This window comes from Streptomyces sp. NPDC056883 (assembly GCF_042788835.1).
Lineage (GTDB): Bacteria > Actinomycetota > Actinomycetes > Streptomycetales > Streptomycetaceae > Streptomyces > Streptomyces stoeckheimensis.
This window is the reverse complement of record NZ_JBHUBS010000025.1, coordinates 1-20902: the sequence shown is the minus strand read 5'-3', so window position 1 is coordinate 20902 and position 20902 is coordinate 1. Positions and strand designations below refer to the sequence as shown.

At 71.6% G+C, this 20902-nt stretch carries 17 protein-coding genes and 1 tRNA gene; 8 read left to right on the top strand and 10 right to left on the bottom strand.

Annotation, left to right across the window (positions count from 1 at the left end; all coding sequences use genetic code 11):
* Positions 1 to 12: 12 nt before the first annotated feature.
* On the bottom strand, positions 13 to 1167 hold the full coding sequence (locus ACFRU2_RS37735) for a MerR family transcriptional regulator (protein WP_382980807.1): 1155 nt from the start codon (positions 1165 to 1167) through the stop codon (positions 13 to 15).
* Positions 1168 to 1633: 466 nt separating this feature from the next.
* Here ACFRU2_RS37735 and ACFRU2_RS37730 point away from each other — a divergent pair, with 466 nt between their 5' ends.
* Entirely contained in the window at positions 1634 to 3016 is a 1383-nt protein-coding gene (locus ACFRU2_RS37730) for an NAD(P)/FAD-dependent oxidoreductase (protein ID WP_382980805.1), read from the top strand.
* A gap of 207 nt (positions 3017 to 3223) precedes the next feature.
* On the top strand, positions 3224 to 4582 hold the full coding sequence (locus tag ACFRU2_RS37725; protein ID WP_382980803.1) for a class I SAM-dependent methyltransferase: 1359 nt from the start codon (positions 3224 to 3226) through the stop codon (positions 4580 to 4582).
* A gap of 96 nt (positions 4583 to 4678) precedes the next feature.
* On the opposite strand, the gene ACFRU2_RS37720 is transcribed toward ACFRU2_RS37725, so the two are convergent.
* Together ACFRU2_RS37720 and ACFRU2_RS37715 are read right to left on the bottom strand one after the other, a co-directional pair.
* The gene (locus ACFRU2_RS37720) at positions 4679 to 7231 is read right to left on the bottom strand and encodes an ABC transporter permease (protein ID WP_382980801.1); all 2553 of its coding nucleotides are present in this window, start codon (positions 7229 to 7231) and stop codon (positions 4679 to 4681) included.
* Between the two features lie 54 nt (positions 7232 to 7285).
* On the bottom strand, positions 7286 to 8050 hold the full coding sequence (locus tag ACFRU2_RS37715) for an ABC transporter ATP-binding protein (RefSeq protein WP_382980881.1): 765 nt from the start codon (positions 8048 to 8050) through the stop codon (positions 7286 to 7288).
* 556 nt (positions 8051 to 8606) lie between these two features.
* On the opposite strand from ACFRU2_RS37715, the gene ACFRU2_RS37710 reads away from it, so the two are divergent.
* Positions 8607 to 8688 (top strand) — tRNA-Leu (locus ACFRU2_RS37710).
* Between the two features lie 202 nt (positions 8689 to 8890).
* Complete coding sequence (locus tag ACFRU2_RS37705) at positions 8891 to 9748, top strand: Bax inhibitor-1/YccA family protein (RefSeq protein WP_382980799.1); 858 nt, start codon at positions 8891 to 8893, stop codon at positions 9746 to 9748.
* A 137-nt stretch (positions 9749 to 9885) separates the two neighbouring features.
* Here ACFRU2_RS37705 and ACFRU2_RS37700 read toward each other — a convergent pair whose 3' ends face one another.
* Positions 9886 to 10116, bottom strand: coding sequence for a DUF4287 domain-containing protein (locus ACFRU2_RS37700; protein ID WP_250736957.1), 231 nt, complete (start codon positions 10114 to 10116; stop codon positions 9886 to 9888).
* Between the two features lie 106 nt (positions 10117 to 10222).
* Between ACFRU2_RS37700 and ACFRU2_RS37695 the strand changes: the two genes are divergently transcribed.
* On the top strand, positions 10223 to 10630 hold the full coding sequence (locus tag ACFRU2_RS37695) for a hypothetical protein (RefSeq protein WP_382980797.1): 408 nt from the start codon (positions 10223 to 10225) through the stop codon (positions 10628 to 10630).
* Positions 10631 to 10649: 19 nt separating this feature from the next.
* Here the strand turns inward: ACFRU2_RS37695 and ACFRU2_RS37690 are convergent, their stop codons facing one another.
* From ACFRU2_RS37690 to ACFRU2_RS37680, 3 genes are all read right to left on the bottom strand, one after another.
* Positions 10650 to 11459 (bottom strand): hypothetical protein, encoded by an 810-nt coding sequence (locus ACFRU2_RS37690; RefSeq protein ID WP_382980795.1) that lies wholly within the window; start codon positions 11457 to 11459, stop codon positions 10650 to 10652.
* Between the two features lie 313 nt (positions 11460 to 11772).
* A complete protein-coding gene (locus ACFRU2_RS37685) occupies positions 11773 to 12993 on the bottom strand; it encodes an acetyl-CoA C-acetyltransferase (RefSeq protein ID WP_382980793.1) in 1221 nt (406 codons plus the stop codon).
* Positions 12994 to 13060: 67 nt separating this feature from the next.
* Entirely contained in the window at positions 13061 to 14158 is a 1098-nt protein-coding gene (locus ACFRU2_RS37680; RefSeq protein WP_382980791.1) for an SGNH/GDSL hydrolase family protein, read from the bottom strand.
* 168 nt (positions 14159 to 14326) lie between these two features.
* Here ACFRU2_RS37680 and ACFRU2_RS37675 point away from each other — a divergent pair, with 168 nt between their 5' ends.
* Positions 14327 to 15712: a cystathionine beta-synthase gene (locus ACFRU2_RS37675; protein WP_382980879.1), complete on the top strand. Its 1386-nt coding sequence runs from the start codon at positions 14327 to 14329 to the stop codon at positions 15710 to 15712.
* Positions 15713 to 16065: 353 nt separating this feature from the next.
* On the opposite strand, the gene ACFRU2_RS37670 is transcribed toward ACFRU2_RS37675, so the two are convergent.
* Both ACFRU2_RS37670 and ACFRU2_RS37665 read right to left on the bottom strand, forming a co-directional pair.
* Positions 16066 to 16455, bottom strand: coding sequence for a hypothetical protein (locus tag ACFRU2_RS37670; RefSeq protein WP_382980789.1), 390 nt, complete (start codon positions 16453 to 16455; stop codon positions 16066 to 16068).
* A gap of 9 nt (positions 16456 to 16464) precedes the next feature.
* On the bottom strand, positions 16465 to 17745 hold the full coding sequence (locus ACFRU2_RS37665; RefSeq protein WP_382980787.1) for an MFS transporter: 1281 nt from the start codon (positions 17743 to 17745) through the stop codon (positions 16465 to 16467).
* Between the two features lie 257 nt (positions 17746 to 18002).
* Between ACFRU2_RS37665 and ACFRU2_RS37660 the strand changes: the two genes are divergently transcribed.
* Complete coding sequence (locus tag ACFRU2_RS37660) at positions 18003 to 18845, top strand: MurR/RpiR family transcriptional regulator (protein ID WP_382980785.1); 843 nt, start codon at positions 18003 to 18005, stop codon at positions 18843 to 18845.
* Between the two features lie 36 nt (positions 18846 to 18881).
* Here the strand turns inward: ACFRU2_RS37660 and ACFRU2_RS37655 are convergent, their stop codons facing one another.
* Positions 18882 to 20051 (bottom strand): FAD-dependent oxidoreductase, encoded by a 1170-nt coding sequence (locus ACFRU2_RS37655; RefSeq protein WP_382980783.1) that lies wholly within the window; start codon positions 20049 to 20051, stop codon positions 18882 to 18884.
* Between the two features lie 120 nt (positions 20052 to 20171).
* Here ACFRU2_RS37655 and ACFRU2_RS37650 point away from each other — a divergent pair, with 120 nt between their 5' ends.
* Entirely contained in the window at positions 20172 to 20729 is a 558-nt protein-coding gene (locus ACFRU2_RS37650; protein WP_382980781.1) for a TetR/AcrR family transcriptional regulator, read from the top strand.
* Positions 20730 to 20902 lie beyond the last annotated feature (173 nt).

The following is a 20902-nucleotide window of genomic DNA, read 5'->3' as shown; positions in this document are numbered from 1 at the left end:
GTGCGCGGGCTCCTACGCGTCCAGCCGGACCGGCATCAGGAGCGAGAAGGTCTCCTCGTCGTCGGGGCGGCGGACCACCACGGGGGCCTTGGGGGCGCCGAGCTCCAGGACCAGCCGGTCGCGGTTCCCGGCGGCGAGGGCGTCCAGCAGGAACGCGCGGTTCAGGCCGACGTTGGCCGGGTCGTCGTCCTCGTCGCCGCAGAGGGACACCTGCGACGCCTGAGACGCCTGCGACACCTCGTCCGCGCCGGTCACCTTGAGCACGCTGACGTCGCCGGTCGCGCCGTCCTGCTCGCGTTCGGCCGGGCGGACGGGACCCGTTTCCAGGGCCTCGCGCAAGGCCGGCACGTCGACGAGGACCCGGCGCCCCGCGGGCAGGCTGACGAGGCGGCGGTAGTCGGGGAACTCGTGGCCCAGGCAGCGGCCGGCCGCCTGGCGGTCCGCCGTCTCCGTCTCCAGGGCCACGCGGTCGCCGTCCACGGTGAGCAGGACCGGTGCGTCCTCGCTCAGCAGCGCCCGCATCGCGTCCGCGAGCGGGGCGGGTACGAGGAGCTGCAGGCGGGGGCCGGTGTGTCCGGTGGCCCCGGCGCGCGCGACGGCCAGGCGGTACCGGTCGGTGGCCACCACGCGCAGCGCCCCGCCCTCGATGTCGAACAGGATGCCGCCGAGGACCGGCAGCTCGGGGTCGGCGGAGACGGCGAACCGGACCGCGTCCAGGGCGGCGGCCAGCTCGGGTCCGGACACGGTGAGCCGGGCCGTCGGGGTGGTGGCGCGGGGCGTGCTCGCGGACGCGCCGTTGGACGCGCCGATGGACGTGATCATGGGGTTCTCCCTGCGTTCGAGTAGTGCGCGGACCGCGGAGAGCTCGCTGCGTGCATCGGACAGGCCCCGTTCGAGCCGGTGCAGGTGCGCCCGGAGCAGGCCGCGCACCAGATCGGTGTCCTGGCCGGCCCAGCCGGCCAGGACGAGCCGGATGTCCGCCAGGGGCATCCCGGTCCGCCGGAGCCGGGCCAGCAGCCGGGCCTCCTCGACCTGCTCGGGCCCGTACCAGCGGTACCCGCTCGCCGGGTCGACCAGGACGGGCACCAGCACGCCGGCCCCGTCGTAGAACCGCAGGGCACTCACGCTCAGGCCGCTGTCGCCGGCGGTCTCGCCGATACTGCGCATCTCGTTCTCCACGCCCCGCACACTGGTCCCTCGACCAGGTCGAGGGTCAACAGCAGGGGTCGACAGTAGGGGTCCACGGGGCTCTCGGAGGGTCGTTCGGGGGCCTTAGGTCCCGTCGTCCACATGAACTTCGTGAAGTTCTTCACAAGGAAAAGATGCCTATGAGGGGTCTGGAGGAGCCTTTTGGGCGAGTCCGGAGCCTCCGGGGCCTTCTTTTTGCTCGCGTTCGTGCGATTGCCGGACCTCGCGCACCTCTGGCGGTAGGTATCCACGAAGGCGGTGGTCTACTCCGGTTAAGGGCTTGGAGGCCAGTTCAGGACTGGTGTTCAACGACTCCCGTTACACCCTGGTTCCCGCTCCGCGCCATGACCTCGATCACGTGGGCGGCGGAGTGTAGCAGAGGGGCCCGAGGTCCTTGTGAAGGGGCTCACGAGCGTCACCCCTGAGGGTGCTGGATACTCGTTCCATGAGCACCACGGAGCGTCCCAGGATCCTCGTTGTAGGAGGTGGGTACGTAGGCCTGTACGCAGCCAAGCGCATCATGAAGAAGATGCGTTACGGCGAGGCGACCGTCACGGTCGTCGACCCGCGCTCGTACATGACCTACCAGCCCTTCCTCCCCGAAGTGGCCGCAGGCAGCATCTCGCCTCGGCACGTCGTCGTACCTCTGCGACGCGTGCTTCCGAAGGCTGAGGTCCTCACCGGCCGTGTCACGAACATCGACCAGGACCGCAAGGTCGCCGTCGTCACGCCGCTGGTCGGCGAGGCGTACGAGCTGCCCTTCGACTACCTGGTGATCGCGCTCGGCGCCATCTCCCGCACCTTCCCGATCCCCGGCCTCGCCGAACAGGGCATCGGCATGAAGGGCGTGGAAGAGGGCATCGGCCTGCGCAACCACGTACTCGAGCAGCTCGACAAGGCCGAGTCCACGACGGACGAGGACGTCCGCCGCAAGGCGCTCACCTTCGTCTTCGTCGGCGGCGGCTTCGCCGGCGCCGAGACGATCGGCGAGGTCGAGGACATGGCCCGCGACGCCGCGAAGTACTACACCAGCATCAAGCGCGAGGACATGCGCTTCATCCTGGTCGACGCGGCCGACAAGATCCTCCCCGAGGTCGGGCCCAAGCTCGGCACCTGGGGCAAGGAGCACCTCGAGTCGCGCGGCATCGAGATCTACCTGAACACCTCCATGGACTCCTGCGTGGACGGCCACGTGGTGCTGAAGAACGGCCTCGAGGTCGACTCCAACACCCTCGTGTGGACCGCCGGCGTCAAGCCCAACCCGGTGCTGGCCCGCTACGGCCTGCCGCTGGGCCCCCGCGGCCACGTGGACGCCGAGCCGACCCTCCAGGTCAAGGGCACGGACTACATCTGGACCGCCGGCGACAACGCCCAGGTGCCCGACCTCGCCGCCCGCAAGGCCGGCGTGGAGAACGCCTGGTGCCCGCCGAACGCCCAGCACGCGCTGCGCCAGGCCAAGGTCCTCGGCGACAACGTCATCTCGGGCATGCGGGGCTTCCCGCAGACCGAGTACTCGCACTCCAACAAGGGTGCGGTGGCGGGCCTCGGCCTCCACAAGGGCGTGGCGATGATCGTCATGGGCGGGATGAAGATCAAGCTCAAGGGCCGGCTCGCCTGGTACATGCACCGTGGCTACCACGGCATGGCCATGCCGACCTGGAACCGCAAGATCCGCGTCATCGCCGACTGGACCCTCGGCATGTTCCTCAAGCGCGAGGTCGTCTCCCTCGGTGCGCTGGAGACCCCCCGCGAGGAGTTCTACGAGGCCGCCAAGCCGGCGCCGGCTCCGGCCGTCGCGGCCCCGGCCGAGAAGGCCAAGGCCTCCTGACCCCGTAGGGGCCGGCAGGACCAGTTCGACCAGCAGGGCCAGTACGACCAGCAGGACCAGTTCGACCCGTACGACCCAGTGCGTCCCGAAGGGGCTGCCCGCCATCCGTGGTGCGGGCGGCCCCTTCGGCATATTCGGGACCGGATCCGGGTATGCCGTGCGGTCGGAACTTATCGGAGCTCGTCGGAGCCTGTTGGAGGGTCCCGCATGAACGACGCCGCGCCGCGGCTGGCCGCTTTAGCCGAAACCCTGTTGGGAGCCCCTCTCCCCGTCCGGATCCGGGCCTGGGACGGCAGCGAGGCCGGCCCGCTCGGCGGTCCCATCCTGGTCCTGAACAACCGCCGCGCCCTGCGCCGGATCCTGTGGAAGCCGGGCGAGCTCGGCCTGGCCCGCGCCTGGGTGGCCGGGGACCTCACCGTCGACGGTGACCTGTTCGAGCTGCTGGACCGGGTCGGCGGGCTGCTCTGGGAGCGGGACCGCGAGCCCGCCGCGGAGGCGGCAGCCAAGGCTGCCAAGGCCGCCGGGAACAAGGCCGCCGGGAACAAGGCCGCCGGTCCCGCCGCCCTGCTGCGCGATCCGCACGCCCGGGCCGCCGTACGGGGCCTCGTGGGCCTGGCGCGGCCGTGGACCAAGCCGGCCCCGCCGCCCGAGGAGGCCCTCCGCCGCGGCGGCGGCCCCCGGCACACCAAGGGGAGCGACCGGCAGGCCATCAGCCACCACTACGACGTGGGCAACGCCTTCTACGAGCGGGTGCTCGGCCCGTCGATGGTGTACTCCTGCGCCTACTGGACCCCCGGCGGGAGCCTGGAGGACGCCCAGCGGGACAAGCTGGACCTGGTCTGCCGCAAGCTCGCCCTGGGCCCGGGGGACCGGCTCCTGGACGTCGGCTGCGGCTGGGGCTCGATGGCCCTGCACGCGGCCCGGGAGTACGGGGCGAAGGTCACCGGGATCACGCTCTCGCGCGAACAGGCCGCCTACGCCCGCAAGCGGGTCGCGGAGGAGGGCCTGGCCGACCTCGTCGAGATCCGGGTTCAGGACTACCGGGACGTCAAGGACGGCCCGTACGACGCCGTTTCCTCCATCGGGATGGCCGAACACGTGGGCGCCGACCGCTACCGCACGTACGCCCGCACGCTGTACGGCCTGCTGCGACCGGGCGGGCGGCTGCTGAACCACCAGATCGCGCGGCGCCCCGAGCCGGACGAGGAGGCGTACCGGATCAACGCGTTCATAGACGCCTACGTCTTCCCCGACGGGGAGCTGTCCCCGCTGGGCACCACCGTCGGCGAACTGGAACGGGCCGGCTTCGAGGTCCGCGACGTGGAGGCGCTGCGCGAGCACTACGCGCTCACCCTGCGGGCCTGGGTGGCCCGGCTGGAGGAGCACTGGGAGGAGGCGCAGCGGCTCACCTCGCCCGGGCGGGCCCGGGTCTGGCAGCTGTACATGGCCGCCTCGGCGCTCGCCTTCGAGCACAACCGGCTCGGCGTCAACCAGGTGCTCGCGGTGCACACCGGTACCCGGTCGGCCTCAGGGATGCCGCTCCGCGCCCGGGAGTGGCCGGCGTAGCCCGTACGGGCCGGTCCGCGGCCCTGAGAAGCGGCGCAGGGCCCCGCGACGGGATGTCGCGGGGCCCTGCGGCTTCGTACGGGTGCGCTCGTACGGCTACTCCGTCTTGATCGCGGTCAACATGTTCAGCCGGGCCGCGCTGCGGGCGGGCCACATGGCCGCCAGGGCGCCCACGATGCCGGCCAGCAGCATGAAGATCGCGATCCGGTCGAAGGGGATCACCAGGGCGTAGTTCGGGATCGAGCCCTTGATGGTCTCGCCCACGGCCCAGGCGATGAAGGTGCCGAGGGCCACGCCGATCACCGCGCCGAAGAGCGAGATCACGATGGCTTCCAGTCGGATCATGTTCTTGACCCGGCCGCGGTCCAGGCCGATGGCCCGCAGCATGCCGATCTCCTGCGTCCGCTCGTACACGGACATCGCCAGGGTGTTGACGACGCCGAGGACCGAGATGATCAGCGCCATGGCGAGCAGGCCGTACATGATGTTCAGGGCGGTGTTGATCATGCCGCCCATCTCGTTGCGGATGTCCTGCTGGGTGGCGAAGGTGATCGCCGGGTTCTTGCCGAGGGCGTCGACCAGGGCCTGCTCGCCCTTGGCGGAGGGGCCGCCGTCCATCTTGACGAGGACCTCGCGCAGGTACGGCTTCTCGTCGTGCCGGTCGAGGATCCGGGAGTCGATCACGTAGGGGGAGAGCATGCCCTCCATGTCCTTGTAGACCGCGCCGACCTTCAGGTTCTCCTGCTTCTTGTCCGGGAAGGTGACCTTCAGCGGGGAGCCGACCGACAGGCCGTCCGACTTCGCGGTCTTCTCGGAGACCGCCACCTCGCCCTTGGCCAGGCTGGTCAGCTGGCCGCTGACCACGTCGAAGTTGAGGAGCTGGCCGATGGTCGCCGGGTTGACCCCGGAGACCGAGCGGTAGGTGTCGCCGTCGCCGACCTTGAAGTCACCGGCCTGCTGCGGGGAGACCGCCTTGACGCCCGGGGCCTTCTCCAGGGCCGGGATCACGGAGGGGTCCAGGCTGCCGAAGCTCTCGCCCATCGAGACCTTGTAGTCGGCCTTGAGGTTGTCCGTCGTCATCTTGTCGATGGCCTTGCCCATCGTGATGCCGAGCACCGACAGGGCGGTGACCAGGGTCAGGCCGATCGCCAGCGAGGCGGCGGTGACCGCGGTGCGGCGCGGGTTGCGGACCGCGTTCTGCGCGGCCAGCTTGCCGGCGACGCCGAAGACCTTCTCCAGCAGCGGGCGGACCGCCGCGATGACCGGGCGGGAGAGGGCCGGCAGCAGGATGATGATGCCGATCATCGTGAGGAAGGCACCGGCGCCGATGAGCATCTTGCCGTCCTTCCCGCTCATCGCGCCGCCGAGGATGCCCAGCAGGCCGAGGAGGGTGACGGCGCCGCCGATGCTGTTGCGCAGCACCAGGGACTTCGCGGAGGCCGGCAGGTGGGCGCTGCCCATGGCGGCGACCGGGGAGATCTTGGCGGTGCGGCGGGCGGGCAGCCAGGCGGCGAGCATCGTGACGACGACGCCGATGACGATCGCGGCGGCGATGGTGACGGGGGCGACGACCAGCGGGCCGGCCGGGATCTTGACGTCGAAGGCGTTCATCGCGGAGCGCATGCCGATGGCGAGCCCGACGCCGGCGATCAGGCCGATGGCGGAGGAGATCACCCCGACGACCAGGGCCTCGGCCAGGACCGAGCGCTTGACCTGGCCGCGGTTGGCGCCGACGGCGCGCAGCAGGGCCAGCTCCTTGGTGCGCTGGGCGACCAGCATGGTGAAGGTGTTGTAGATCAGGAAGATGCCCACGAAGAGCGAGATCAGCGCGAACGTGAGCAGCATCTGGTTCATGCTGTTCATGCCGGCTTCGATGTCCTTGGCCTGCTCGGCGGCGAGGGCCGCGCCGGTCTGGGCCTTGGCGTCCTTGCCGACGATCGGCTTGATCTCGGACAGGAGCTGGTCGGCGGAGACGCCGGCCTTGGCGCCGACCGCGAGCTCGTCGTAGTAGCCCGGCTCCAGGTAGAGCTGCTGGGCGGTCGGGGTGTCGAACAGGACGAGCGAGCCGCCCGCGTTGACCGCGCCGTCCTCGGTGGTGAAGACGCCGGTGAGCGTGTACTCCTTGGCCGGGCCGTTGTCGGCCACCCGGACCTTGTCGCCCACCTTGTACGCGCCGCGCTTGGCCGTCTCCTGGTCGAGGGCGATCTCGCCGGCCTTGGCCGGGCCGTTGCCCTCGGTGAAGGCGTAGCGCGGGTCCTTGCCGTCCTTGAGGGGGACGAAGTTGGCGCCGGTGTTGGCCCAGCCGGTGCCGATCAGCTTGCCGTCCTGGTCGCCCACGGCGGCGAAGCCGTGGACGCGTCCGGACGCGGAGTCGACGCCGCCGAGGGCCTTGACCTTGTCGAGGGTCTGCTGGCTGATGCCCGGCTCGCCCTCCTTGACGCCCTCGTCGTTGCGGGGGACGCCCTGGGAGGTGACCGAGACGGCGACGCCGTCGAAGCTCTTGGCGGACTGGTTCGACATCGCCTTGCCGACGGTGTCGGTGAAGACGAGCGTGCCGGAGACGAAGGCGACGCCGAGAACGACGGCGAGGACCGTCATCAGCAGCCGGGCCTTGTGCGCGAGCACGTTGCGCAGGGCGGTACGGAACATGGTGGAGGAATCCAGGTCTGTGGGGTCAGCGGGGACGGGGTCGAGGGGCGTCCCTCAGCTGGTGCGGCCCTTGGCGTCGAAGGCCTTCATGCGGTCGAGCACGCCGTCCGCGGTGGGCTGGATCATCTCGTCGACGATGCGGCCGTCGGCGAGGAAGATGACGCGGTCCGCGTAGGAGGCGGCGACCGGGTCGTGGGTGACCATGACGACGGTCTGGCCGAGCTCGCGCACGGAGTTGCGCAGGAAGCCGAGGACCTCGGCGCCGGAGCGCGAGTCGAGGTTTCCGGTGGGCTCGTCGCCGAAGATGATCTCGGGGCGGGAGGCCAGGGCGCGGGCCACGGCCACGCGCTGCTGCTGGCCGCCGGAGAGCTGGGTGGGGCGGTGGGAGAGGCGCTCGGAGAGGCCGACCATGGTGATCACCGCGTCGAGCCACTGCCGGTCGGGCTTGCGGCCGGCGATGTCCATGGGGAGCGTGATGTTCTCCAGGGCCGTCAGGGTCGGCAGCAGGTTGAAGGCCTGGAAGATGAAGCCGATCTTGTCCCGGCGCAGCTGCGTGAGCTGCTTGTCCTTCAGCGTGGACAGCTCGGTCTCGCCGATGCGGACGGATCCGGCGGAGAAGGTGTCCAGGCCGGCGACGCAGTGCATCAGCGTGGACTTGCCGGAGCCGGAGGGGCCCATGATCGCGGTGAACTGGCCCGCCGCGAAGTCCACGGAGACGTTGTCCAGAGCGACCACCTGGGTCTCGCCCTGGCCGTACACCTTGGAGAGGCCGGTGGCGCGCGCAGCGACGGCCTGGGTGGTGTGCGGGGCGTAGTTCATGGTGGTCACGGGGGCGACTCCTCGGGGGGCGGACCGGGCTCACGGTCCGCGGTTGGCGGGACTCCTCCATCGTCGCGGCGCCCACCCCCGCTCCGGATCAGCCGTGATGCCCGTTCTCCGGTCCACCGGAGACTGACCGCGGAGGGCTGCGCCTCCTCCTTTGGTATGACGGCAGCCCGGAGGAGGCACGGGGAGGCCTCCCGGCGGGCGGCGCCGGGAGCGGGAGCGCGAGCCGGGGCGCGCGGCGGAGCGGAGCCGGAAGCGGAGCCGGAAACGCGGCAGACCCGGCGGCGGAAACGGGCCGGAAGCGGAGCCGGGCCGAGGGGGTGGCGCACGGGGTGGCGTGCGGGGTGGCGCGGGCCATCGAAATCCCGTCAATCCCGTGGCGGCCATGATCGACGCCCGGAACGTACCGACCGTGGCTTCTGTCCCCTGACGCGCCATCAAGCGCCAATAAAATCAGACAACATCGGCGAGACGCCCAGGTGGGGGCGTAAGTGTTCCGGATAGGCTCGGCGTAGCGTTCAAGGCTTTTCCTAGGGGGCCGCTACGCCCTGCCCGGATGGTGGAATGCAGACACGGCGAGCTTAAACCTCGCTGACCCTCGGGTCGTGCCGGTTCAAGTCCGGCTTCGGGCACGCTGATGGTGATGACGTTCCGTTTCAGGCCGGAACGTGCGGGGGGCGGGGGCGCCACGAGTGCCCCCGCTCGTCCCGCGGAGCGGGCCCGTACCAGTCCCGTACCAGGGTGGAAAGATCCTCCTCCAGCAGTAGGGCGATTTCTTTGCGTTCGCATTACTCTTGATTCCAAGGCCGCGCACGGTGGCCATGGAGGAGTGAGATGAGGAGCAGCAACCCGGTCTTCTCGCGACGGGGGTTCAGCCGCGACAACGGTGCTTATGCGGGCTTCGGCACGCAGCAGCCCCAGGCCCAGGCCGGGACCGCCACCAACCCGTACGCGACCAACCCCTACGCGACCGACCCGGCCACGGGTATGCCGCAGGCGCCGGTCCGCGGCAACGCGATGACCATCGACGACGTCGTGAGCCGTACGGCCCTGACGCTCGGCACGGTCATCCTGACGGCGGCCGTCTCCTGGATCGCGCTTCCGGTCGACCCGGCCAACATCAACAAGTCGTACGGCATCGCCTTCGTCGCCGCGCTCATCGCGTTCGTCTTCGCGATGGTCCAGTCGTTCAAGGCCAAGCCGGTCCCCGCGCTGATCCTGGCCTACGCGGCCTTCGAGGGCGTCTTCCTCGGCGTCATCAGCTCGGCCGTCAGCACCTACGTCGGCCCCGGCACGGTCGTCCAGGCCGTCATGGGCACGATGTGCGTCTTCGCCGGCGTGCTGATCGCCTACAAGATGCGCTGGATCACCGTGAACCGGCGCTTCGTCGGCTTCGTGACGGCGGCCGCCATCGGCTTCATGCTCCTGATGGTCGTCAACATGCTGTTCTCGGTCTTCGCGGGCGGCGACGGCCTCGGCTTCCGCAGCGGCGGCCTCGGCATCCTCTTCGGCGTCATCGGCATCATCCTCGGTGCCGCCTTCCTCGCCATGGACTTCAAGATGGTCGAGGACGGCGTGACCTACGGCGCCCCCCGCGAGGAGTCCTGGCTGGCGGCCTTCGGCCTCACCATGACCCTGGTGTGGATCTACATGGAGATGCTGCGCCTGATCTCCATCCTCAAGGGCGACTAGTACCAGTAGGCACTGCTTGACCTGAGGAAGGCCCCGCGAGCACACGCTCGCGGGGCCTTCCCGCATGTCGGGGGTCAGCAGATCGAGTGACCGGGCGGTTCGGACGTCGGGGGCTACGGACGGGGGCAGGGGCCGGCTCAGCCGAACTTGCGGGCGGCCCTGCGCAGGTCGTACTCGTGGATGATCGCCTTGGCCTGGCCGTACGACAGCTCGTGCGCGCCGAGCAGCCAGCTGACCTTCTCTTCGAACCGGACGAGGGAGGGGCCGTCGTCCACGGCCCGGAGCCAGTCGGAAAGTTCACGACCGGTGGTCTGGGGGATTCTGTCGATCATGTTGCGGTGGGTCTGTTCGGAGAACTCGACGGACATGGGCGCCTCCGGGGGTATCGCCGTGCTGTGCTGTTCTCTTCACGCCACCGTGCCGGAGAGTTCGCCCGTTGGCAATGGCGCCGCGGCGGCGCGTAAGGTCGGCCGGGTGCTCGATACCTCACCCCTGACCGCCGCCGTGGAACGTTTCGCCGACCGGCTGCGGGCGGCGCCGCAGAGCCGGCTCCAGCAGGGCGCCGCCGAGGTGGCGCTGGACCTGGCCCGGGAGCTCTCGCTGAGGGCGCAGCGGCTGGAGGCGGCCTCCGCGGACGGTACGGCCGCCGGGGACGCAGCGGGGGCGGCTCCGGCGCGGACGATGCCCGACGCCGGCATCTTCGTCGTCGGCGACCAGCTGGCCGTGGCCGGGCTGGACCTCGCCGAGGCCCTGCACGCCGCGGTGGCGGACCCCGCGGGTGCCCCGGGTCCGGATGGTCCGGATACGGCGAAGGCCCCGTCCGAGGTGCTGGACGAGGCCGTTCGGCTGGTGGATCAGGCGGAAGCCAGGGCGCTGCGGTGACGCGGACCGGTGCGGGGACTCAGAGCGAGGCGATGACGCGGTCGGCGAGGATGTAGACGTTGCTGTCCGGGTCCTCGGAGTCGCCGCAGGAGAAGGTCAGGGCGTAGGCGCCGGAGATGCCCGAGCCGCCCAGCAGGACCGGTGCGCTGCCCGAACGCAGGGCGTCGGCGAGCCGCTCGGCGGTCTCCCGGTGGCCCGGGGTCATGCAGAGCGTGGTGCCGTCGGTGAAGACGTACACGTCCAGGGTGCCCAGCGGGCCGGGGCGGACGTCCGCGAGGGCCGTACGGGCCTCCGCGAGCTCCTCCAGGCGGTTGACCGTGCGCTCGTGGTCGGCTCCGGGGTGCGAGGCCTGCACGGGGACGAAGTCGGGGTGCGAGGGGTGGCGCCGGCGGGCCGCGGCCAGCTCGGCCGAGTCCTCCGGGTAGCTCTGGTAGTCCTCGGCGTCGTCGCCCGGGAGCGGCTCCAGGCCGACCAGGTCCGCCTGCCGGGGCAGGAAGACGGGGCTCTCCTCGCCGAGGCCGGACAGGCCGCCCAGCAGTGAGGGGGCGTCGGCGGCGTCGCGGGCTTCCTGGGCGGCCCAGAAGGCGCGCGCCTCGGCGAGCTCGCGCTCGCGCTCCTCGGCCAGGGCCTCGGCGACGGCGGCTCGTATCTCGGCGGCGGGGGACTCCACGGCGCTGCGGGCGTGCGGGACGGTGGCACCACGGGGGTGCGAAACCGTCAGCTCACCGCGCAGTGCGGTGACCTGCTTGCGCAGGCCGTGGACGGCGTGCAGCGCAGCAGCGCCGACGGCCGTGGCAGCGGCCGTGGTCAGCAGTAGGGCAAGAGACATGGCGCTCACTGACTAACTCCTGATTGATTCGATCCCCCGACTTCCTACATCAGCTTGTCCTGCCCTGGGAATGGCTTGCAGTGCATTACGTCATGAATTGGACAGGCCTTTCGTCCCGACGGCCCCAACCGAACCAGGCCTGACCTGGGAAAACAATGATCCCCCAGGACTAAGGTCACATCCTGGGGGACATTTGGTCACAGAATGGCCGCGAGAGGATTAGATTCGGTGTCAGTACGACCTATGGGATCAAGCGGATCCCGTACGGCGTCTGGCCTCGGCTCTTGATCCCGACGGCCCCGCTCGCTCGGGACTAGCTGAGACGCTCGATGATCATGGCCATGCCCTGGCCGCCGCCGACGCACATGGTTTCGAGGCCGAACTGCTTGTCGTGGAACTGCAGGCTGTTGATCAGCGTGCCCGTGATGCGCGCGCCGGTCATCCCGAAGGGGTGACCGATGGCGATGGCCCCGCCGTTGACGTTCAGCTTCTCCAGCGGGATCTCGAGGTCCCGGTAGGAGGGGATCACCTGGGCCGCGAAGGCCTCGTTGATCTCGAACAGGTCGATGTCGCCGACGGTCAGGCCCGCCCGCTTCAGCGCCTGCTTGGAGGCCTCGACCGGGCCCAGGCCCATGATCTCGGGGGAGAGGCCGGTGACGCCGGTGGAGACGATGCGGGCCAGCGGGGTCAGGCCCAGCTCGCGCGCCTTGGTGTCGCTCATGACGACCAGCGCCGCGGCGCCGTCGTTCAGCGGACAGCAGTTGCCGGCCGTGATCAGCCCGTCGGGGCGGAAGACGGGCTTGAGGCCCTGGACGGCCTCCAGGGTGACCCCGGCGCGCGGGCCGTCGTCCTGCGAGACGACCGTGCCGTCCGGGGTGGTGACCGGGGTGATCTCGCGGGCCCAGAAGCCGTTCTTGATGGCTTCCTCGGCCAGGTTCTGCGAGCGCACGCCGAACTCGTCCATGTCGGCGCGGGTCACGCCCTTGAGGCGGGCCAGGTTCTCCGCGGTCTGCCCCATCCCGATGTACGCGTCGGGGGTGCGGCCGTCCTCGCGCGGGTCGTGCCAGGTGGAGCCGGTGGACTCGGCGACCTCCTTGGTACGGGTCTCGGACTCGGCGAAGAGCGGGTTGTGGGTGCCCGGGATGCCGTCGGAGGAGCCGTTCACGGACCGGGAGACCATCTCCACGCCCGCGGAGATGAAGACGTCGCCCTCGCCCGCCTTGATGGCGTGCAGCGCCATCCGGGAGGTCTGGAGCGAGGAGGCGCAGTAGCGGGTGATCGTGGTGGCGGGCAGGTGGTCCATGCCCATCTGCACCGCGACGATCCGGCCGAGGTTGTGGCCCTGCTCGCCGCCCGGGAGGCCGCAGCCCAGCATCAGGTCGTCGATCTCGCGCGGGTCCAGCCCGGGAACCTTGGCGAGGGCGGCCTGGATGACCGTGGCGGTCAGATCGTCCGGGCGGACGTCCTTGAGGGATCCCTTGAAGGCGCGACCGATCGGCGAACGGGCGGTGGAAACGATGACGGCTTCGGGCATCGGGGCTCCAAGGGAGGTGGTGTCGTACCGGGACCGCATGCGAAGTTACCGCCCCGTACCGTCGAGGTCACTGCCCTTGCGATGTGACTCCGGTCGCTCTGGGCTCATCCGCAGCACCGCCCGACGGGGCGTCCGGCGCGCCGTCCGGCCCGGCTCCTCCAGTCTGCTCCGTTCCGGTCCGCTCCGTGAGGTCCTCGCCCGGCACCCGGCGCCTGCGCCGGTACTTGAGCAGCGCCCACGCGCCGCGGGCCCCGGTCACCTCGGTGCCGGCCTGGCCCGCCGCGGCCGAGGCGGCCTTGGCCAGCGGGAGCATGTCCTCGTTGCGCGAGACGTCCAGCCGGTCCGACTCGGGCCAGACGCCCAGGGCCGCGCACAGGGTCGGCAGTATGGCCATCGCCGCGGTCGCGTACCCCTCCGCCGACGGGTGGTAGGAGTCCGGTCCGAACATCTCGCGGGGGTTCGCCGCGAACTCCGTCCCCATCAGGTCGCCGATCGAGACGGTACGGGCGCCCAGCGCGAGCACCCCGATCGTCTGGGCCGCCGCGAGCTGGCGCGAGACCCGGCGGGCCAGCCACCGCAGCGGCTGGTAGACCGGCTCGATGGTGCCGAGGTCCGGGCAGGTGCCGACCACCACCTCGGAGCCCGCGAGCCGCAGCCGGCGTACGGCCGCGGTCAGCAGCCGCACCGACTGGGTGGGCGGCATCCGCCGGGTCACGTCATTGGCGCCGATCATGATCACGCACACGTCGGGGGGCGGGCCGTCGCCGTCCAGCAGCAGCCCCGTCTGGCGGTCCAGATCGTCCGACATGGCACCCGAGAGCGCCACGTTGCGCAGCTCGACCGGCCGCTCCGCCACCGCCGCCAGCCCCGACGCCAGCAGGGCTCCCGGAGTCTGCCGAGCCCGGCGCACCCCGAGCCCGGCGGCCGTGGAATCACCCAGTACGCCGAACCGCAGCGGGCCCGGACTCAGCTCCGGGCCGCCGAACTCGCTCCCGTACAGCCCGTCCGCGCGCGGCGGATCCGGCAGGCCTGTGCCGACCGTCCGCTTCGCGAACTGCATCTCCGCGACCACCAGCCCTACCGCGGCGGCTCCGACGAGCCCGAGCCCGCCACCGCCGTACGCCGCTCCCGCCGCGATGCGGCGGGCCGTCCTCGCCCTGGACACCCTTCAAGCCACCTTCTCGGTCCCTTTGGCCGGATCCCTGTGCCGTCCTTGCGGACCCCGCCGTCCTGTTGACCTTCCTGCCCCGTACGGACGGTCGGCCAATCCCTTTCCGCATAGTCTGGCGGTGCCTCCCGGAGAACCCGCGGAGTCCCCTCCTTGGAGAACATGGTGCAATTCCACGACTCGATGATCAGCCTCGTCGGCAACACCCCGCTGGTGAAGCTCAACCGTGTGACCGAAGGCCTCCAGGCCACCGTCCTTGCCAAGGTCGAGTACTTCAATCCCGGCGGATCCGCGAAGGACCGGATCGCCGTCAGGATGATCGAGGCCGCCGAGCAGAGCGGAGCACTCAAGCCCGGCGGCACCATCGTGGAGCCCACGAGCGGCAACACGGGTGTAGGACTCGCCATCGTGGCCCAGCAGAAGGGCTACAAGTGCATCTTCGTCTGCCCCGACAAGGTCTCCACTGACAAGATCAACGTCATGCGCGCGTACGGCGCCGAGGTCGTGGTCTGCCCGACCGCCGTCGACCCCGAGCACCCGGACTCGTACTACAACGTGTCCGACCGCCTCGTGCGCGAGACCCCGGGGGCCTGGAAGCCGGACCAGTACAGCAACCCGAACAACCCGCGCTCGCACTACGAGACCACCGGCCCCGAGCTCTGGGAGCAGACGGACGGGAAGATCACCCACTTCGTCGCGGGCGTCGGCACGGGCGGCACGATCTCGGGCACCGGCCGGTACCTCAAGGAGGCGTCCGGAGGCAGCGTGAAGGTCATCGGCGCCGACCCCGAGGGCTCGGTCTACTCCGGAGGCTCCGGCCGTCCGTACCTCGTCGAGGGCGTCGGCGAGGACTTCTGGCCGACCGCCTACGACGCGGAGGTGGCCGACGAGATCATCGCGGTGTCCGACAAGGACTCCTTCCAGATGACCCGCCGCCTCGCGAAGGAGGAGGGCCTGCTGGTCGGCGGCTCCTGCGGCATGGCGGTCGTCGCCGCGCTGAAGGCGGCCGAGGGCCTCGGCCCGGACGACGTGGTCGTCGTCCTGCTCCCGGACAGCGGGCGCGGCTACATCAGCAAGATCTTCAACGACGAGTGGATGGCCGGACACGGCTTCCTCGAGGACGCGGGCCCCTCGGCCCGCATCCGCGACGTGCTCGCGGACAAGTCGGGCGGCATCCCCTCCCTGGTCCACATGCACCCCGAGGAGACCGTCGGCGAGGCCATCGAGGTGCTGCGCGAGTACGGCGTCTCGCAGATGCCGATCGTCAAGCCGGGCGCGGGCCACCCCGACGTGATGGCCGCCGAGGTCATCGGCTCGGTGGTCGAGAAGGAGCTCCTCTCCGCGCTGTTCGCGGGCGGCGCCTCGCTCGGCGACCCGCTGGAGAAGCACATGAGCGCGCCGCTGCCGCAGGTCGGATCGGGCGAGCCCGTCTCCGAGCTGATGGCGGTGCTCGGCGAGGCCGACGCGGCGATCGTGCTGGTCGAAGGCAAGCCGACCGGTGTGGTGAGCCGTCAGGACCTGCTGGCGTTCCTGGCCAAGGGCGCCAAGTAGCCCGTAGCGGCCCGGAGTAGCCCGTACGGGTGCGTGCGCGCGGACGACGCGCAAACGGTACGGGCCCGTCACGTGACGGCAGCACCCGCTTAACAAGGCTCCGGCACAGTGGTGGTTGTCGGCAGGGAAGCCCGGGAAACCGGGACCCGGCCGGCACCACGAACGGCGTCGGCGCACCTCCGGAGCGGCTCCCGGACCGCGTAGGACGCCACGGACGCGCGGACGGCCCTGACCCGGCCCGTGTCCTGCGCGGGGACCGCCGTCGTCCCGCCCCCGGGAAACCGGGGTGCGGCGGTCCCCGCGCATAAACATGTGCGCGGGCTGTTGCGGCCGCCGCCCCTGCTGCCTGCCCGTCAGTCCAGCACGTCGGTACCGCGCTCGCCGTGGTGACGGCGGCGGAACTTCGCCGCGTGGACGTGGTTGACGCCCAGGATGCCGAGCCAGGCGACGATCAGGCCGCTGAGATGGGCCTGGGCGGCGCCGATCGCGGAGAGCGGGATCGCCAGCACCAGGGTGATGATCGCGAAGCCGAAGCGCTCGCCGAAGTTGCCGTCCGCGGAGTCCGCCGCGCCCGGATGGGTACCGCGGGCCGCGGAGAGCCGCTCCTCCGCGAGGCGCCGGCGCACCTGCGTGTCGACCTTCTCCACGAACGAGTCCACCAGCGCGGCCTCGTACTCCGACCCCAGCTCCCGCCGGGCGTCGAGCGTGGCGGAGAGTTCCTTCTTCAGCTCCTGCGACTCCATCCCGTCACCCTAGGAGCCGCCGGCCTTGCCGGCACTGGGGCTAGCCCCCGTATCGCGGGACGGCCCCGCATCGCGCCGCACGAGCCCGCGGACGGGGCGGACGACGACGAGGGCGAGGGCGCAGCCGAGGCTGATCGCGGCGCCGGCCAGCAGGAGCGGGCGGACGCCGACGAGGCTGCTCGCCGGGCCCGAGAGGACCTGGCCGAGCGGGATGGCGAGGATCGAACCGCCCACCTCGTACGCCGTCACGCGGTTGAGCCGGTCCTCCGGGATCTGGGTCTGCACCGTGGTGGACCACTGCACGCCCCAGAACGCCCAGCCCACACCGCTGATCGCGTAGCCGAGCATGAGCAGCGGCAGGGCCGGGACCAGGGCCGCGGCCAGCGGCATCATCGGGAACAGGAACATCGCGAAGCCGCCGCCGAGCAGCGGGCGGACCGGGCGGATCCGGATCGCGACGAGCCCGCCGAGGACGCAGCCGGCCCCGAAGGCGCCCTCCGCGTACCCGAAGGCGGCCTTGCCGTGCTCGGCGATGATCGAGGCCGCGCCGAGCGGGGTGAGCGGCCCCCAGACGAAGACCCCGAGCACCCACCAGATCAGGATCACCGCCCACAGCCAGGACCTGGAGCGGAACTCGTCCCAGCCCTCCCGCAGGTTCGTGAGGGTGGACTGCGAGCGGTCCGGTGCGAAGCGGGGGAGCCGCAGCGCGAGCAGGCAGACCCCGCTGATCGCGAAGGTGGCGGCGTCGATCACGAAGACCCAGGCCGTCGAGGTGGCGGCGACCAGCACGCCGGCGAGCGCGGGCCCGGCCATCGTGGCCATCCCCTGGCTCACCCGCAGCACCCCGTTGGCCTGGGTGGGGTCGGTGGAGACCTGGGGGACGAGGCTGGAGGTGCCCGGCTGGAACATCGCGGTCGCGATGCCGCCGAGGACCGATCCGCCGATGACGAACCACAGGGTGGGGTGGCCGATCCAGAGGTAGACGGCCAAGGAGCCCTGCGCCACGCACCGGACCGCGTCGGCGCCGATCAGCTGCGGCAGGGGGTGGAAACGGTCAGCGATCACCCCGCCGAAGACGATGAAGAGGGCGAAGGACCCCATCCAGGCGCCCAGCGCGTACCCGATGCCGCTCACCCCGTAACCGAGGGAGATCATGGCGACGGCCAGCGCGACCGGCATCATCATGTCGCCCAGCATCGACACGATGCGGGCGGTGAAGAACAGGCCGAAGTTCCGGGTCCACAGGCGGGTTGCGGGCAGGGGTGGGGCGGAGACGGACGAAGACACCATGGGGGCCAATTCGCTTGAATTCGGTGGGGGGTTGACCGGGTGGATCTCGGCGGCCGGCCCTTGAGGATCAAGCGGCGACGGTGGGCCGGTCAAGCGAATTCGGCCAGGGTCCGCGGCGGCACCGGAGGGCTCGGACGAAGGTCTCGGATGACGGGATCGGGTTGCCGTCCTGCATAGCCGCATGCAGAGTGCTCGGAGACTGAATATCCCGTCGGCGGCCGCCCGGCCGCCGGGTGGGCGGGACGGAGGGGAACGGGATGAGCGAGAGCCCTGCGGCTCGGCTGCAGAAGCTGTTCGAAGGGCACCGGCTGACGCCGACCCAGCGGCGGATCGCGCACTGCATGGTGCGCGGCGCGGCGGAGGTGCCGTTCCTGTCGAGCGTGGAGCTCGCCGAGCTGGCCGGGGTGAGCCAGCCGTCGGTGACCCGGTTCGCGGTGGCGCTGGGCTTCGACGGCTATCCCGCGCTGCGCCGGCACCTGCGCGAGGTGGCCCCCGCCGAGCGGGCCGCGGGTGGGGAAGAGGACGCGTACAACGAGTACCAGCAGGCCGTGCAGGGCGAGATCGAGAACCTGCGGCAGCTCTCCGCGATGCTCTCCGACCCGGCGCCGGTGCGGGAGGCGGGGCGGCTGCTGGCCGGGTCGAGCCCGTTGCCCGTACTGGGACTGCGCGCGGCCTCCTCGCAGGCGCGCGGGTTCGCGTACTTCGCCGCGAAGGTCCATCCGGACGTCCGGCTGCTCGACGAGGGCGGCTCGATGCTCGCCGACCGGATCGACGCGGCCGCGGGCGCCGGGGCCTCGGCCCTGCTGTGCTTCGCGCTGCCCCGCCATCCGAAGGAGGTCGCCGAGGCGCTGGCGCATGCGCGGGGGGCCGGGCTGACGGTGGTCACGGTCGCCGATTCGGCCTTCGCGCCGGTCGCCCGCCACTCCGACCTGCTGATCCCGGCACCCGTCGGCACCGGCCTGGCCTTCGACACGGCGTGCGCGCCGATGCTGCTGGGGCGGGTGCTGCTGGAGGCGATGGCGGACGCGCTGCCGGACGCGCAGGCCCGCCTGGAAGCCTTCGACGCGCGGGCCGCGGCGCGGGGGCTGTTCGTGGAGTAGCCCTGGGGGCGAGCGGGCCTGCGGTCGGGTGACCCCCTAGCGGTAGTTCAGCTCCGCCAGCTCGGTGGCCAGGCGCTTGTTCAGTGCCGGGACGCGGGCGAGGAGCGGGAGCAGGGTGTTGCGTACGGCGCGCAGGGCGGGGTTGCGGGTGGTGGCGATCCGGGTCATCCGGTCGGTGAGTGCGACCACGCGCAGGGCGACGGGGCGTCGGGTGGCCTCGTAGGCGTCGAGGGCCTCGTCGAGGGCGGTGGCGGTGGTGGGGGCGGCGGCGAGGGCGCGACTGAGGGCGCGGCCGAGGGCGTGGCCGTCCTGGATGCCGGTGTTCATGCCCTGGCCGCCGGCCGGGCTGTGGACGTGCGCGGCGTCGCCGGCGAGCAGCAGGCGGCCGGCGCGGTAGTGGTCCGCGACCCGGTGGTGGACCCGGAACCGCGAGGACCAGACGACGTCGGTGACGGTGGCCTGCCCGGGGGCGCGGGCGTCCAGCAAGGCCTGGACGAGGGGCAGGCCGGGCTCGGCGGGGGCGTCGTCGACGGTGGCGACCACGCGGTAGCGGCCTCCGGGGAGCGGGGCCACCACCGTGAGACCGGCGGCGCCGAAGGTGAGGGAGACCTCGCGGGGGCCCGGGGTCCAGGCCATGGTGACGTCGGCGAGGACGAAGGACTCCCCGTAGGCGCTGCCGGTGAAACCGATCCCGGCGGCCTCGCGGACCGTGCTGTGCATCCCGTCGGCGCCGACGGCGTAGGCGGCGCGCAGGGTTTCGCCGGTGGCGGTGGTGAGGGTGACCCCGGCGGCGTCCTGGCTGACGGCGGTGACCTCGTACGGGCGGTGGACCTCGTGGCCGAGGGCGTGCAGCCGGCCGAGGAGCACGGCTTCGGTCTGGTCCTGGGGAACCATCAGGGCGTACGAGTGGGCCGTGGGCAGGCCGTCGAAGTCGACGGTGGCGAGCGGGTCGGCGCCGTCGCGGATCCGGAACCGGGTGACGGCAGTGCCCCGCCGGACCAGCTCGGCGCAGGTGGCCGGGTCGAGCTCGTCGAGCACCTCCAGGGTGCGGGCGTGGACCACGGCGGCGCGGGAGGTGTTGGCGCCCTCGGCCTGCCGGTCCAGGAGCACGAAGTCGACGCCGGCCTCGGCGAGGGTCAGGGCGAGGGTGAGGCCGGTGGGGCCGGCTCCGACGATGGCGACGCGGGTGGTGGCGGGGAGCGACATCTTTGTTCTCCTCCGGGATGCCAACGGTTGTTGGCCAACGGCTGTTGACTTAAGGGTGCGGCGGTCGCGGTGGGATGTCAACGGTTGTTGGCCCACGGATGTTGGCCTACGGTTGTTGGCATGACGCGAAGTGGTGAGCAGACCAAGGCGGCGATCCTGCGGGCGGCGCGGGAGCGGTTCGCCGCGCAGGGGTACGAGCGGACGACGATCCGCGGCGTCGCGGGGGACGCGGGGATCGACCCGTCGATGGTGATGCGGTACTTCGGCAGCAAGGAGCAGCTCTTCGACGCGGCGCTCGCGGTGGACCTGCGGCTGCCTGATCTGGCGGGGGTTGCGGAGGGGGAGCTGGCGCAGGTGCTCGTGCGGCACTTCGTGGAGCGGTGGGAGGGGGATCCGGCGGATGATGCGCTGCTCGTGCTGTTGCGCTCCGCGGTGACCAATGAGGCGGCGGCGGCGCGCATGCGGGAGGTTTTCGCGACCCAGGTCGCGCCGGCGCTGGCGGCTGCGCTCGGGGCCGAGCGGGGGCTGCGGGTGGCGGGCCTGGTCTCCACGCACCTCCTGGGCCTGGCCCTGACCCGCTACCTGCTGCGGCTGCCCCCGATGGCGGCGCTCACGCCGGAGGCGGTGATCGCGTCCCTGACCCCGGCGCTGGAGGCGACCCTCCGCTCCGCCCCCTGAGGCGGTGCCGGGGGTTCGCCTCAAACGCCGGCGGGGCTGGGTTGTGGTGGTGTCGGGCGGGCTGCGCGGGCTGCGCGGGGTGGGTCGGGGCCGGGGCCGGGGTGGGGTGTTGGCCTGGACTGCATGATTTAGGCGCCCTGCCCCGAGCTTCGACAGGGCGCGGCGTGGTCTAG